This window comes from Mesorhizobium oxytropidicola, assembly GCF_056174625.1.
Genome location: NZ_CM149692.1, coordinates 1,443,293 through 1,457,389, shown reverse-complemented (window position 1 = coordinate 1,457,389; position 14,097 = coordinate 1,443,293). Strand labels below are relative to the sequence as shown.

General features: G+C 62.7%; 14 protein-coding genes and 2 pseudogenes. 6 read left to right on the top strand and 10 right to left on the bottom strand.

Annotated features, from left to right (window positions below; genetic code table 11):
- Window positions 1-25 precede the first annotated feature (25 nt).
- Complete coding sequence (locus AC0V8S_RS07275; RefSeq protein WP_475437288.1) at window positions 26-379, bottom strand: DUF1304 domain-containing protein; 354 nt, start codon at window positions 377-379, stop codon at window positions 26-28.
- Window positions 380-624: 245 nt separating this feature from the next.
- On the opposite strand from AC0V8S_RS07275, the gene AC0V8S_RS07270 reads away from it, so the two are divergent.
- Together AC0V8S_RS07270 and AC0V8S_RS07265 are read left to right on the top strand one after the other, a co-directional pair.
- Complete coding sequence (locus AC0V8S_RS07270; protein WP_475437287.1) at window positions 625-2,109, top strand: carboxypeptidase M32; 1,485 nt, start codon at window positions 625-627, stop codon at window positions 2,107-2,109.
- Window positions 2,110-2,272: 163 nt separating this feature from the next.
- Window positions 2,273-4,243 carry a DUF3857 domain-containing protein gene (locus tag AC0V8S_RS07265; protein WP_475437286.1) on the top strand — a complete coding sequence of 657 codons (1,971 nt, stop codon included), beginning with the start codon at window positions 2,273-2,275 and terminating at the stop codon, window positions 4,241-4,243.
- 56 nt (window positions 4,244-4,299) lie between these two features.
- Here the strand turns inward: AC0V8S_RS07265 and AC0V8S_RS07260 are convergent, their stop codons facing one another.
- On the bottom strand, window positions 4,300-6,099 hold the full coding sequence (locus AC0V8S_RS07260) for an ABC transporter transmembrane domain-containing protein (RefSeq protein ID WP_475437285.1): 1,800 nt from the start codon (window positions 6,097-6,099) through the stop codon (window positions 4,300-4,302).
- A gap of 205 nt (window positions 6,100-6,304) precedes the next feature.
- Here AC0V8S_RS07260 and rpmE point away from each other — a divergent pair, with 205 nt between their 5' ends.
- Window positions 6,305-6,526: a 50S ribosomal protein L31 gene (gene rpmE / locus AC0V8S_RS07255; RefSeq protein ID WP_010912060.1), complete on the top strand. Its 222-nt coding sequence runs from the start codon at window positions 6,305-6,307 to the stop codon at window positions 6,524-6,526.
- A 55-nt stretch (window positions 6,527-6,581) separates the two neighbouring features.
- On the opposite strand, the gene AC0V8S_RS07250 is transcribed toward rpmE, so the two are convergent.
- Complete coding sequence (locus tag AC0V8S_RS07250; protein ID WP_475437284.1) at window positions 6,582-7,289, bottom strand: hypothetical protein; 708 nt, start codon at window positions 7,287-7,289, stop codon at window positions 6,582-6,584.
- Window positions 7,290-7,449: 160 nt separating this feature from the next.
- Here AC0V8S_RS07250 and AC0V8S_RS07245 point away from each other — a divergent pair, with 160 nt between their 5' ends.
- Window positions 7,450-8,535: an AraC family transcriptional regulator gene (locus AC0V8S_RS07245; RefSeq protein ID WP_475437283.1), complete on the top strand. Its 1,086-nt coding sequence runs from the start codon at window positions 7,450-7,452 to the stop codon at window positions 8,533-8,535.
- A 16-nt stretch (window positions 8,536-8,551) separates the two neighbouring features.
- Here AC0V8S_RS07245 and AC0V8S_RS07240 read toward each other — a convergent pair whose 3' ends face one another.
- Window positions 8,552-9,181, bottom strand: coding sequence for a TetR/AcrR family transcriptional regulator (locus tag AC0V8S_RS07240; RefSeq protein ID WP_183463997.1), 630 nt, complete (start codon window positions 9,179-9,181; stop codon window positions 8,552-8,554).
- 123 nt (window positions 9,182-9,304) lie between these two features.
- On the opposite strand from AC0V8S_RS07240, the pseudogene AC0V8S_RS07235 reads away from it, so the two are divergent.
- Together AC0V8S_RS07235 and AC0V8S_RS07230 are read left to right on the top strand one after the other, a co-directional pair.
- Window positions 9,305-10,137, top strand: a pseudogene (locus tag AC0V8S_RS07235) (NAD(P)H-binding protein).
- Window position 10,138: 1 nt separating this feature from the next.
- Entirely contained in the window at window positions 10,139-10,615 is a 477-nt protein-coding gene (locus tag AC0V8S_RS07230) for an anthrone oxygenase family protein (protein ID WP_475437282.1), read from the top strand.
- A gap of 71 nt (window positions 10,616-10,686) precedes the next feature.
- Here the strand turns inward: AC0V8S_RS07230 and AC0V8S_RS07225 are convergent.
- The 6 genes and pseudogenes from AC0V8S_RS07225 to AC0V8S_RS07200 form a co-directional block, all read right to left on the bottom strand.
- Window positions 10,687-10,971: pseudogene (locus AC0V8S_RS07225) on the bottom strand (Rdx family protein); the annotation flags it as partial.
- A 32-nt stretch (window positions 10,972-11,003) separates the two neighbouring features.
- Window positions 11,004-11,753, bottom strand: coding sequence for a YebC/PmpR family DNA-binding transcriptional regulator (locus tag AC0V8S_RS07220; protein ID WP_010912066.1), 750 nt, complete (start codon window positions 11,751-11,753; stop codon window positions 11,004-11,006).
- Window positions 11,754-11,946: 193 nt separating this feature from the next.
- Window positions 11,947-12,117: a hypothetical protein gene (locus tag AC0V8S_RS07215; protein ID WP_475437281.1), complete on the bottom strand. Its 171-nt coding sequence runs from the start codon at window positions 12,115-12,117 to the stop codon at window positions 11,947-11,949.
- Between the two features lie 2 nt (window positions 12,118-12,119).
- Complete coding sequence (locus tag AC0V8S_RS07210) at window positions 12,120-12,887, bottom strand: TerC family protein (RefSeq protein WP_183464016.1); 768 nt, start codon at window positions 12,885-12,887, stop codon at window positions 12,120-12,122.
- Window positions 12,888-12,965: 78 nt separating this feature from the next.
- Window positions 12,966-13,790 carry a TIGR00282 family metallophosphoesterase gene (locus AC0V8S_RS07205; RefSeq protein ID WP_019861780.1) on the bottom strand — a complete coding sequence of 275 codons (825 nt, stop codon included), beginning with the start codon at window positions 13,788-13,790 and terminating at the stop codon, window positions 12,966-12,968.
- Entirely contained in the window at window positions 13,787-14,074 is a 288-nt protein-coding gene (locus AC0V8S_RS07200; RefSeq protein ID WP_095201110.1) for a helix-turn-helix domain-containing protein, read from the bottom strand. The genes AC0V8S_RS07205 and AC0V8S_RS07200 overlap by 4 nt, the downstream gene beginning before the upstream one ends.
- Between the last annotated feature and the right edge of the window lie 23 nt (window positions 14,075-14,097).

The following is a 14,097-nucleotide window of genomic DNA, read 5'->3' as shown; positions in this document are numbered from 1 at the left end:
CTTTTTCCTCATCAGCCCGGCCTGCCTACCAACCGAGCCAGATGGCGATCAGGGCGACCACTGCCGGTACGGTCTGGATGAACAGGATTTTTCGGCCGACCGTTGCCGCGCCATAGAGGCCGGCAATTGCCACGCACAACAGGAAGAAGACCTTGACCTGAAAACCGGCGGTGCCGAGGGTGAGCCCCCACATCAGTCCGGCGGCGAGAAATCCGTTGTAGAGGCCCTGATTGGCGGCGAGCACTTTCGAGGCCTTGGCGAATTCCGGCGTCAGGCGGAATGTCTTGTGCCCGCGCGGCGTGTCCCAAAGCACCATCTCGAGATAGACGATGTAGACATGGATCAAGGCCACCAGCCCGACCAGGACGTTGCCGATCATTTGCTCTCCCTTCATGCGTCGCCGGCAAGCATTTCATGTGTGGCGCCGTCCGCGCAAGGTGCATCTGCCGGAGGGTATCTGGAGCAATTCCAAGAAAAGTGTGAAGCGGTTTTCCGTCCGGAATTTGCGTCAAAACAAAGAGTCAGAGCAGGTTGCCGTTTCCGTGAAACGGTGAACTGCTCTTAGGGTTGCCAACGCTTTTGCGTTGGTGTCTTTTCGCGCCGTCCTCAATCACGGAAGCCGCCATGTCCTTTCAGAAACTCGACGACCTCGGCCACAAGCTCGAAGCGCTTGAGCATGCGCTGGCCATCCTCGGCGCCGATGAAGCGACGCATATGGCCGTCGGCGGCGGCGAGAAGCGTGCCGAGGCGATGGCGGCACTTGCCGGCATGTACCACACAAGGGCGACCGCCCCGGAAATCGCCGACTGGATCGCCGCCGCCGAAGGCGAGGCGCTCGATGACGAGCAGCGCGCGGCTGTCGCCGAACTGCGGCGGCAATACACCAACCTGACATGCCTGCCGGTCGAATTCGTCGAACGCCAGACGACGGCGCGCATGCGTTGCGAGCAGCTGTGGCGCGACCTGCGCGCCAAGAACGACTGGGCGGGTTTCCAGCCGGCGCTCGCGGGCGTGGTGGCGCTGGTGCGCGAAGAGGCGGCCCTGCGCTCCGACGTACTCGGCCTCGCCCCTTATGACGCGCAGATGGAGCAATTCGACCCCGGCAACCGCACCGTGGACATCACCCCTGTCTTCGCCGATTTGAAAGCCTTCCTCAAAGGCTTCGTGCCGGAGGCGCTGGCGATCCAGGAAGCGCGGCTGCGCAAGCATCCGCTGAAGCCGCTTTCGGGCACCTATGCGATCGAGAAGCAGCGCGAACTCGGCCTTGCCATGATGGCGGCGGTCGGTTTCGACCTGACGCATGGCTCGCTGTCGGTGTCGCACCATCCCTTCTGCGGCGGCGTGCCCAGCGACGTGCGCATCACCACCCGCTACAAGACATCGGATTTCCTGTCGGCGCTGATGGGCGTGCTGCACGAGACCGGCCATGCGCTCTACGAGCAGAACCTGCCGAAGGCATGGTCGCACTGGCCGCTCGGCAAGGCGCGCGGCATGGCCGTGCATGAAAGCCAGAGCCTGTTCGTCGAAAAGCAGATCGGCCGCAATCCTGCCTTCTGGCGCTGGGCGCTTCCGGTGGTGGAAAAGCATCTCGGCGAGGCCTGGTCGCTCGACGATCTCTTGCCGCATGTGCATCGCGTCGAGCGCGGCCTGATCCGCGTCGACGCCGACGAGGTGACCTATCCGCTGCATGTCATCCTGCGCTACGAGCTGGAGCAGGAACTGGTCTCGGGCCGGCTGGAAGTTGCCGAATTGCCGGAAGCCTGGGACGCCAAGATGCGTGACTATCTCGGCCTCTCCACATTGGACAACCCGGCCGACGGGCCGATGCAGGACGTGCACTGGCCGGGTGCCGCCTTCGGCTACTTCCCGTCCTATACGCTGGGTGCAATGATGGCGGCGCAGCAATGGGCGGCGCTGACGCGGGAGCATCCATCCGCCGATGACGATCTGGCGAAAGGGAATTTCGCCGCCATCAATGACTGGCGCCGCAAGAAGATATGGTCGCAGGGGTCGCGCTGGTCGACGCCGGAGCTGCTCGAACGCGCCACCGGCGAAAAGCTCAACGCCGTGTATTTCGTCAATCACCTGAAGCAGCGCTACGGCGGATGACATCGGCCGTCCCGTTTGGGTGACCGGCGGCAGTGAACAAGGATGGCTGGCTGTGAAGCGTCATCGCCTGGCGGCGATCTTGCAGGATCGCCACTACTTTTCTATCACTGGTGGTATCCGACGAAATTGCGAGACGTGCGGATCATGAGGGCGGGTACTTCCGGTGACATCTTCTGCGATCACGCGGCTTTTCGTCTTGATTGCCTTTACGCTTTTCTGCGCCCCGGCCATGGCCGACGCCGAAATCCACAAGGGCAGCCCAGGCGGCTGGATCGACCGGATCGAGCTTCCGAAGGCGGACCCGCATCTCGACAGCCGGATCAAAAGCGGCATCTCCAATCTTGTCTCGGAATATCAGATCCGGCAGCTGCCCGGTGGCATCGAGGCCTTCGACCACTATGCCTACAGGATCGTCGACCGCACCGGGCTTGAGCGCGGCGCCGCTATCAATTTCGAGTTCGACCCGGCGACATCGCAGGTCACGATGAACTGGCTGAACATCATCCGCGACGGCGTGGTCATCGACCGGCTGCCCGGAGCCACTTTCGATGTGTTCCGGCGCGAAAAGGATGCGGAGAAGGGCCTGTTCGACGGCTGGCTCACGGCTTACGTGAATGTCGACGATGTCCGTGTCGGCGACATCATCGACTATGGCAAGACCACCGTCAGGACACCGATCGTCGGCGCCGACCTGTTTTTCCACTCGGTCGCCATGGCCTGGGGCGAACCCATCGCGCTCATCCGCGAGAAGGTCGTCTGGCCGGCAAACCAGCCCTTGAACATCCGCCAGGTGCGCACCGACATCCAGCCGGATGTCAAAACCGACGGCGCGTTGAAAACCTATACCTGGCAAAGCATCAATCCTACGCCGGTCAAGCCCGAGGAAAACCTGCCCGCGGATTTCCTGACCTATCCTACGGTCCAGATCTCCTCGACAGCCAAATGGCAGGACGTCGTCGATGCGATGTTGCCCTATTATCGGCTCGACCAGGAATTGCCGGCCGCTTTCGCGTCGAAGCTCGATGACATCGCCACCAGATACACCAACCCGGAAGACCGCATGATCGAGGCGATGCGGCTGGTCCAGGACACCATCCGCTATGTCAGCCTGTCGATTGGCCGTGGATCCTATATTCCCCGCAGCCCAAGCACCGTGATTGCCAGTGGCTTCGGCGACTGCAAGGACAAGGCGCTGCTTCTTGCCTCCAGCCTGCGCCGGCTCGGCGTTCAGGCTGACCCGGCCTTGACCGATCTTGATGACGGACTGGCGCTTGGCGACATGCTGCCGACGATCCGCGCCTTCGACCACGTCATCGTCAAGGCGACGATCAAAAGCCAGACCTACTGGATCGACGCGACCAATTACCTGCAGGGTGGCCGCGCCGAGAACCTTGTTCCGCCCGACTATGGCTTTGCCTTGCCGATCGTCGCCGGCAGCGCGCGGATGGAACGGATGGAGCGCAAGGAGCTCTTCCAGCCGACCACCTTCGTCAGCGAGGCGTTCGATTTTCCCAAACTCAAAGGCGAGGCGCTCAAGCTGACGGTCAGCACGACCTATCGGGACGCTGATGCCGACTCAATGCGCTACAGGCTGGTTTCGCAATCGGCCACCAAGCTCGCCGACGACTATCTCCAGTATTACAACCGGCAGTATCCGGGGATGACCAGCCTGGCGCCGTTGTCGACACATGACGATCGCGACGGCAATGTCGTCACCACGGTCGAATCCTACGAGCTGCCGGCCGAGGACCTCGACGCCGATGATCTCATCAAGAATTTTCCGTTGAAGGCGGATGTCGGCATCAACAATTTGCCGGAGCCGGACATGGTTGGCAGGACCGGGCCAATCTGGCTTGGCAGCCCGATCTTCAAGCACCATCAGTGCATCGTCAAAAACCTGAAGGCGGCGTTTGTCGGTCCCGAAAAATCCGACGACGTGATCACGCCCTATGTCGCCTTCAAGGCGCGCTGGTCGAGCACACCGACCGAATTTCAGGTCGACTGGTTTCTCAAGACGATCGGCGATCGGGTTCCGGCCAAGGATATCGGTTCCTATCTGAGGTCACGCAGGAAGATGAGCGACAATTCCTCCTGGAGTTACAATTTCGGCTATGCCGAAACCGAGGCGAATTAACCCGCCAAGACAATTCCAGCGAAAAGGTTTTCCGACCGGAAACCGCTCGGGAAAGCCTATTCGGCCGCGCCTCTGAAGGCGCTGGCGCCGGTCTCGAACTGCAGCTTGGCCAGCCTGGCATAGATGCCGCCCTTGGCGACCAGGCTCTGATGCGTGCCTTCCTCGACGATGCGGCCGCCATCCATCACCAGGATCCTGTCGGCTTTCAGCACCGTCGCCAGGCGGTGGGCGATGACGATGGTGGTGCGGCCCTGCATCAGTCGCTCCAGCGCCATCTGCACCAGCGTCTCGCTTTCGGCATCGAGTGCCGAGGTGGCTTCGTCGAGCAGCAGGATCGGCGCGTCGCGCAGGATAGCGCGGGCAATCGCCACACGCTGGCGCTGGCCGCCGGACAGCGTCACGCCGCGCTCGCCGACCTGGCTGTCATAGCCGTTCTCGAGCTTGAGGATGAATTCATCAGCCAGCGCGTCCTTGGCCGCGGCCTCGATCTCGGCATTGCCGGCGCCTGGCCGGCCAAAGCCGATATTGTCGCGCGCGCTCGCCGCGAAGATGGTGACATCCTGCGGCACGATGGCGATGCGCTCGCGCACCGAAACCGGATCGGCTTCGCGCACGTCGACGCCATCGATCAGGATCTTGCCGGTCTCGGGATCGTAGAAACGCAGGATCAGCGAAAAGACCGTGCTCTTGCCGGCCCCGGAGGGGCCGACAATGGCCACCGTCTCGCCGGGCATGACCTGAAAGCTCAAGCCGTGGACGGCGGCGCGGTCGGGCCGCGCCGGATAGGAGAAGGAGACGTCGTCGAAGACGATCGCGCCCTTGGCAACCGCCGGCAGCGGCTTCGGATTGGACGGCGCCTGGATCGCCGGCTTTTCGGCCAGGATCTCGGTCAGCCGTTCGGCAGCACCCGCCGCTTGTGCGAGCTCGCCCCAGACTTCCGAGAGCGCGCCGAGCGCGCCGGCGGCAAACACCGAATAGAGCAGGAACTGGCCAAGTGTGCCCGGCGATATCGTGCCCTCGAGCACGTCGCGCGAGCCGAACCACAGCACCGCGACGACAGACGAGAATATGGTGAAAATGGCGAAGAAGGTGAGGAAGGAGCGCGCGAAGATCGAGGCGCGCGCCGCCTCGAAGGCGGCTTCCACCGCACCCGAAAACCGTCCGGTGACCAGTTTCTCATTGGTGAAGGCCTGCAAGGTGCGCACCGCGCCGATCTGCTCGCTGGCATAGGCTGTCGCCTCGGCAAGCGTGTCCTGCGCCTGCCTTGACTTGCGCCGCACCGAACGGCCGAAGGCGACCAGCGGCAGCACGATGACGGGAATGGCGGCTATGACCAGGAAGGACAGTTTCGGGCTGGTGATGACCATCATGCCGACCGCGCCGAGGCCGAGGATAACGTTGCGCAGCGCAACCGAGGCCGTGGCGCCGACCGCCGATTTGACCTGCGTGGTGTCGGCGGCAAGCCGCGACACGATCTCGCCCGACTGGGCCGTATCGAAGAAGGCAGGCGACAGCGTCGTCACATGGGCAAAGACATCGCGCCTGATGTCGGCGACGACGCGTTCGCCCAGCGTAATGACGAAATAGTAGCGGCAGGCCGATGCCGCCGCCAGCATGGCGGCCATCGCCACCAACGCGGCGAAATATTCAGCGATGAAGGTAGTGCTGGCCGACGAGAAACCATGGTCGATCATGCGCCGCACGGCCAGCGGCAGCGCCAATGTCGTTGCCGCCGCGATGGCCAGCGAGATGAGGGCGCCGACGACCAGCGTGCGATATCCAGTGATATAGGGGAACAGGCGCCTGAGCGGCTTGAGCGAGCGTCGGCGCTCGTCTGCGCTGCTGATTTGCGCCATCTCGATGTTTCCTCTAGCCGCTTAAGCTTTATGCGCTTCAATATGCGCTTGCCGCGGCCTTGTGATTCAATTCCGCCTGATGTATAGGCTCGCCGACCGTTTTAGAAGCCGTGGCTCCTCAATAGCTGCGGCTTCGAGTTTTAAAAGAGGCGCATCGACGCAGGCTTATGCCCGTCAGCCGCGCCGGCAAGCCAGGAACCGAGCCATGAAGAGCGCTATTCATCCCGACTACCACACCATCAAGGTCGTCATGACCGACGGCACCGAATACACGACCCGTTCGACCTGGGGCAAGGAAGGCGATACGATGAACCTCGATATCGACCCGACCACGCACCCGGCCTGGACCGGCGGCCAGCAGACCCTGCTCGACCGCGGCGGCCGCCTGTCGAAGTTCAAGAAGCGTTTCGAAGGTTTCGGCCTCTAAGCCAACTTCGGCATTGTCGCAGATCAAAAACCCGCCTCCGAGGCGGGTTTTTTGCTTAACGAATGGTGGCGCGAACAAAGTCGCCCTTGATGATGACCGAGGGCCTGGCGCCGGCAGTGTTGGCGATGGTGCTGTCGACGAAGGATGCCGTGGCGGTGACCGAATAACTGATCGCAACCCCCTGGCCGAAAGACAGCGTGGCATCCAGTGCCTTGCCGGTGATGGCGATGTTTTCGTCCTGCCTGACGCTGCCAATAGCGAGACTGGCTTTCAGCGCGTCGCCTTTGAGGTCGACGGTCGAGGCATGCCCGTTCAGCGAGACATCGGCCGCCTTGCTGGTAATGGCGATGCTCGAGAAATTCCCCGCCATGTTGGCCTGCAGCGCCGCCTGGTCGATCGACACCGAACTTTCGGGCTGAATATTGGCGTTGATCTCGACCCTGCAGTCGGAGGGATCCGGCCATGAGGAGGGGGCAACGTCGATCCGCAATGTCGAAGCCTCCAGCTTCATGTCGCTGGCAAGGCTGCAGTCATTGGCGAACCAGCTCGAATACCAGCGCGCGAACCAGCCTTCGCGGCGGCTGCCGATCGTCGCCTGGTACGGCGCCGAGGCCGAAGTGGTGAGCCTGACGGAACTGGCTTCGCCCGAGATGACGACGGCGTTCACGCCGGTGAGATCGAGCGTCTTGCCGGCATCTCCGCTTGCCGGTGACGCAAGCGCTACGCTGGCAAATGACAGCAGGCCAAGAATTGCGGATTTCATTGATATCTCCGATCATGTGTGGCGGTCCCGGCTGGACCGTGGCGTTGTCGGAGTGGCCGGGAATGTCGATTTCCGCGACCTCGATCGCGATCCGGGACGACCGTGAACGCAATCCAGGTCATCGTCGGTCGCTGCCAGCCCTGGAACCACGCTTGCGATCATGATCTTCATTCCCCTGCCGTTCGTCGTCTCCCTGCTGCTCGTCATCCTGCTCATACAGATGATCCGCCGAAACGAGGCCGACCTGCGCGAGAACATCGCCTTCATGCTGCTGATGGCGGTCTACGCCTTGCAGTCGGTGCTGATCGGCATCCGCTGGGGTTATGATGCCAGGGTCGTCATGCCGTTCCTGTCGGTGATGGCGACGCTGATCGCGCCGCTTGCCTGGATCGCCTTCACCAGCCTGACGAAGGAACGCTCGGAGCATCGGCTGGCACGGCTGTGGCCGCATCTGCTGCCGGCCTGGCTGGTTGCCCTGCTGCTGATCTTCTGGCGCGAGCCGGTCGGGCCGGTGATCATCCTGGTGTTCCTGTCATATGGGCTGGCACTTCTTTGGCTTGCGTTGGCCGGCCCCGATATCCTCGTCGAATCGCGCCTCGACGGCGTCTTGCGATCCTACCGATCGCTGTGGGTGACGGCGCTGGCGATCCTCGTGTCGCCGATCACCGACATCATCATCAGTTTCGATCTGCAGTGGACTGGCGGTGCTCATTCCGGCGCGGTCATTGCCGGCGGCAACGTGCTGGCGCTGTTGCTGCTCGGCGGCGCTGCCGCGGTCGCCAGCGAAGCCGCTGCTTCGGACGAGGACGAAGAGGATCGGCCTCAGGTGGAAACACCACAGGCAACCAGCGAAGATTCCGCGATCGCGGCGGCGGTCGACGCGCTGATGCGGTCGAAGGAACTCTACAAGGACGTCGATCTCAACCTTGGGCGCATCGCCAGGCGGCTCGGCCTGCCGGCTCGGCAAGTGTCGTCGGCGATCAATCGCATCCACGGATCGAGCGTGTCGCAATATGTCAACAACCACAGGATCGACGAGGCGCGCCGGCTGCTGGCTGCGACGGACGAACCGATCACCCGCATCATGTTCGACGCCGGTTTCCTCAGCAAATCGAACTTCAATCGCGAGTTCCTGCGCATCACCGGCCTGAGCCCGAAGGCATGGCGGCTTGAGCACCAGCCGCCAGGCGGTGCGATGTCGGCCACATCCTTGCCAGCCACATCTTTGCCGGCGGGAGGAAAATGAACAGGCGCAACGCCACTCAGTCTCCGGCCAGTTCCCTGAGCGCCATACGCTTGTAGGCGGCGACCAGCCTGTCGCCCTCCTGCCGCTCGACCGAGATCGCCAGCCGTACCGCGGCCTCACCCATTTGCCAGACGAGAAACGCCGTCGTCTCCAAGGCGACGGGATCGGCGCCGGGACGCAAGCGCTTCAGCACCGCCACGAGGAATTCGGCATTGGCGCGGCTGTCGGCGAGTTCCAGCTGGCGCAACGCCTTGTCCGCCTGCGTGCCCGACCAGATGTCGCGCATCACCGGCTCGGCCAGGAACAGCCCGTAGTAAATATCGACCAGCTCTGAAAAGGCCTGGTTCAGCCCTTCCACATCACTGACATCGGCAAGTGCCGCCGAGATACAGGCCTGGCTTTCGGCCGTGTAGCGCTCGGCCAGTGCCCAGATGATCGCCCGCTTGTCGGGAAAGAACTGGTAGAGCGAGCCGATCGACACCCCTGCCCGTTCCGCGACTTCGCCCATGCGCATAGCGTCGCTGCCTTGCTCGGTGATCAGCGCCGAGGCTGCGGCCAGCATGCGCTCCACCCGCTCGCGGCTGCGCTGCTGGCTTGGCGCCCGCCGTGGCGAAGCGATCTGCTCATTGGCCGGCGTGCCTTCCATGGACTGTCTCCAACAACGCATTCGGCAAAATCGCCGAGGTAATGGCTTGACTCGCAAAATACGAGGGTTTATCACGTTTTGCAAATGTGAGGATTGCTCATGTTTTAGACAAGGAAACCAGAGATGACCAACACGACAACCAAACCAATCCTGATCCTCGGCGGCACCGGCAAGACCGGCCGCCGTCTCGCCGAGCGGCTGACGGCGCGCGGCATTCCGGTACGGATCGGCTCCCGTTCCGCCGCGCCTCGTTTCGACTGGGAAGTCCCCGCAAGCTGGGCCCCCGCACTCGAGGACGTCAGCGCGGTCTACATCAGCTACTACCCCGACATCGCCGTGCCGGGCGCCGCCGAAGTGATCGCTGCCTTCGCCCGCCTTGCGGTGCGGCATGGCGTTCGCCGGCTGGTGCTTTTGTCGGGCCGCGGCGAGCACGAGGCGCAGCGCGCCGAAGAGATGCTGAAGGCTTCCGGGGCCGACTGGACGATCCTGCGCTGCGCATGGTTCTCGCAGAATTTCAGCGAAGGCTTTCTTATCGAGCCGCTGCTGGCGGGCGAGGTGGCACTTCCGGTCGGGCCTGTCGGCGAACCCTTTGTCGATGTCGACGACATCGCCGACGCTGCCGAAGCGGTGCTGACTGAGCCCGGTCATGTCGGCCAGCTCTATGAGCTCACGGGGCCGCGGCTGTTGAGCTTCGCCGGCGCGGTCGCCGAAATTGCCAAGGCAGCAGGGCGCGACATCCGCTTTGTCAGAATTTCGCATGACGAGTTCACGGCCTCTGTCGCGTCGCATGAACTGCCACCCGAAATCGTCTGGCTGCTCGATGAGCTGTTCACCCAGGTACTCGACGGCCGCAACGAGTCGCTCACCGACGGCGTCCAGCGCGTGCTCGGCGTGCACCGAAAGACTTTTTCGCCTACGCAACCGAAACCGCCGCAACCGGCATTTGGAGTAACTGAGATGATCAAGCTTGTCCCCGCCCTCACCATCATCGCCGCGATCGGCTCGGGCGTCGTCGGCGGTGTGTTCTTCGCCTTTTCCAACTTCGTCATGGCAGCACTTGCCCGGCTGCCCGTCCCGCAAGGCATCGCGGCGATGAATTCGATCAACATCACGGTAATCACGCCGACTTTCATGACGGCACTTTTCGGCACCGGCCTCATCTGCCTGGTGCTTATCGCCGCCGCTTTCATGGGCTGGGCCCAGTCCGGTTCGTACTGGCTGCTCGCCGGCGCGGTGATCTACGTGATTGGCAACCCGATCGTGACCATGGTCTTCAACGTGCCGCTCAACGATGCGCTTGCCGCCGTCGACCCGGTCAGCGGCACCGGCGCCGCCGTGTGGGCGAACCATCTGAGCCAATGGGTGATGTGGAACCACGTCCGCACCATCACCGCCATCGTGGCGATGGCCTGCTTTATCTTCGCATTGCTCTGAGCAGGCCTTCCGAAACGCAAAAAACTCCGCTCAGGCGGGGTCTTTTTGCGTGTGCCCTTCGACGTGTGACCCTTGCGGTCGGAATGGCCGAGATCGCGATCCGGGTCGATCACGTCGCGCACCAGCTGCTTCAGCTTTGCCGCGTCCGGAAAGCCACCGTCGCGCTTGCGGTCCCAGATGAGAACATCATTGCAGGAGACGGTGAAGATGCCGCCGGTGCCGGGCACCAGCGTCACTTCGCCGAGATCCGTGCCGAAGGTGGAGAGCAGCTCCTGCGCCATCCAGCCGGCGCGCAGCAGCCACTGGCACTGCGTGCAATAGGTGATGCGGATGGCGGGCAACGGCTTCTCGCTCATTTCGGATTGAGCTCTGCTCATATCCCAACCGATCACGCCGCGCTGAGCTTGGCCAAGGTCTCGTCGTCGACCTCGAAGTTGGCGTAGACGCTTTGCACGTCATCGTCGTCCTCAAGCGTGGCGACCAGCTTCATCAGCGATTGCGCCCGTTCCTCGTCGACCGGAACATTGTTCTGCGGCCGCCAGATCAGCTTCACCGATTCCGCCTCGCCGAGCGCGGCTTCCAGCGCCTTCGACACCTCGCCGAGATTCTCGAAGGCGCAATAGATCGTGTGGCCTTCCTCGTCGCTCTCCACGTCATCGGCGCCGGCTTCGATCGCCGCTTCCATGACCTTGTCGGCGCTGCCGGCCGATGCCGGGTAGTAGATCTCACCGACACGGTCCCACATGAACGACACCGAGCCGGTTTCGCCCATCGCACCGCCGGCCTTGGTGAAGGCAGCGCGGACATTTGACGCCGAGCGGTTGCGGTTGTCGGTCAGCGCCTCGACGATGACGGCGACGCCGCCTGGGCCATAGCCCTCATAGCGCACGGCCTCGTAGTTTTCGGCATCGCCCATCGAGGCCTTGTTGATGGCGCGCTGGATGTTGTCCTTCGGCATCGACACTGCCTTGGCGTTCTGGATCGCCAGTCGCAGGCGTGGATTCATCGACGGATCGGGCGTGCCGCTCTTGGCGGCCACGGTGATTTCGCGCGCCAGCTTGGAAAACATTTTCGACCGCACCGCATCCTGACGGCCCTTGCGGTGCATGATGTTCTTGAACTGTGAATGGCCAGCCATGGCACCCCTGTCGTCTTCTCAGCTAGAGCATCTCGCGGCCAGGTGGATCACCTCGCTTTTGCAAAATGCTCGAATTCAAAATTCAGAGCGTCCCAGGTGCAACCCGTGGAAGCACGGCGGTCTCTGTCGGAATGGCCGGCTTATAGATAAATCGGCTCAATTCGTCCAGCCGCGCTGTGCTGCGGGCAGGCGCTCAGGATCGTCGCTTTTCCTGCCTGCGGCCAACATGGATGCTTCGGCGAGCTTGAGACCAACTATCGGACGGCACTTCCGGAATGTCCGAAGTGTCGATCTTGTGGTCAGGCAAATCAGCCAGCTTGGCTAACTGATCGCGCTGATCCTGGCTGAGATCATTGATAGTCATATTCAATGCCCGTCGCCTGACTTCGCCTTCTTGCGCCGCCTCGCCAGCATGTTGAGCCCTTCGACCAGCGCCGAGAAACCCATCGCCGCGTAAATGTAGCCCTTGGGCACGTGGTAGCCCATGCCGTCGGCGATCAGCGTCATGCCGATCATCAGCAGGAACCCCAGCGCCAGCATGACGATGCTGGGGTTCTTGGCGATGAAGTTGGCGAGCGGCCCCGCCGCCAGCATCATCACGGTGACGGCCACGATCACGGCGATATACATGATGGCGATCTCGTCGGTCATGCCGACGGCGGTGATGATGGAATCGATCGAGAAGACGAGGTCGAGCAGCAGGATCTGGAAGATCGCGCCGGCAAGGCTGATCTGCAGCGTCCCGCCCAACATCGTGTCCTGATGATCGTCGGGATCGACCGTGTGGTGGATCTCCTTGGTCGCCTTCCAGACCAGGAACAGGCCACCGGCGACCAGGATCAGGTCGCGCCAGGAGAAACCGTGACCGAAAGCGGTGAACACCGGCGTCGTCAGCTGGACGATGATCGAGATGGTGGCGAGCAGCACCAGCCGCATGACCAGCGCCGCCGAAATGCCGAGCCGGCGGGCGCGGGCCCGTTGCGCTTCCGGCAGCTTGTTGGTCAGGATCGAGATGAAGATCAGATTGTCGATGCCGAGCACAATCTCCAGCACCACCAGCGTCAGCAAGGCGACCCATGCCGTTGGATCGGAGACGAATTGAAAATGCGGCGCAAGAAATTCGATAAGCTGCATGGAGGTCGTTTTCCCCTCGTTTAACGATCTGAAGCAGATGTCGTCGGCAGTTAGGTACTGCGTGCGCCTATATCAATGTCATGACCAGAAGGATGGAGCCGTTTCTTCGAGTCTCGGCCCGCGACGAAACGGCGCGATCTTCTCGGTCAGTCCTGTACGATCGGAAATATTGACGCCAACCCCACACAATGTCGCCGGTCCGGTCGCCGCCTCGAAACGCCCCTTCGGCACTTTCGACAGGAACCGGTTGAGCGGTTCTTCCTTGTCCATGCCGAGCGAGGAATCGTAGTCGCCGCACATGCCGGCGTCCGACAGATAACCGGTGCCGCCATTGAGGATCTGGTGGTCGGCGGTCGGCTGGTGCGTGTGGGTGCCGACGACCAGGCTGGCGCGGCCGTCGACGAAATGCGCGAAGCACATCTTTTCCGAGGTCGCCTCGGCGTGGAAGTCGATCACTACGGCATCCGCCTGCTCGCCGAGCGGGCAGGCGGCAAGCTCACGCTCGCCGGCCTGGAACGGATCGTCGAGCTCGGGATGCATGAACACCCGGCCCATAATGTTGGCGACCAGCACCCTAGCCCCGCTCCTGGCGATATAGACGCCAGAGCCGCGCCCCGGCGTGCCCTTGGGAAAATTCGACGGGCGCAGGAAGCGTTCTTCGCGCGGCGCGAAGGCGAGCGCGTCGCGCTGGTCCCAGACATGGTTGCCGGTGGTGACAACATCGGCGCCGGCCGCGATGGTCTCGCGAAAGATCTCTTCGGTGATGCCGAAGCCACCGGCGGCATTTTCGCCGTTGACGATGACGAAATCGAGTTTGAAATCCGAGATCAACCCGGGCAGTTGTTCCCACACTGCCGTGCGTCCCGTCTTGCCAACCATGTCGCCGAGGAAAAGAAGTCTCATGCGGCGCTACGCGTGCCGAGCGCCCGCGATACCGTTTCCGGCTCCTTCGCGATAACCTGCAAATAGGCCTGTGCTGCCTGGTCCGGCTCGGTTCTTCCTTGCTCCCAGTCTCTGAGCGTACCGAGCGGAATGCGATAGCGGACCGAAAACTCCTCCTGGGTGAGATGCAAAGCCCGGCGGATCACTTTGACACGCGCGACAGGTGCCATGCCCGGCCGATCCGTGGCGATCGGAGGATTGTCCTTGTCCGCCAAAGCGCCAGCCTCCGCATCCGCGTCGCTCATCGTGCGCAGGCGGTCCCAATCGG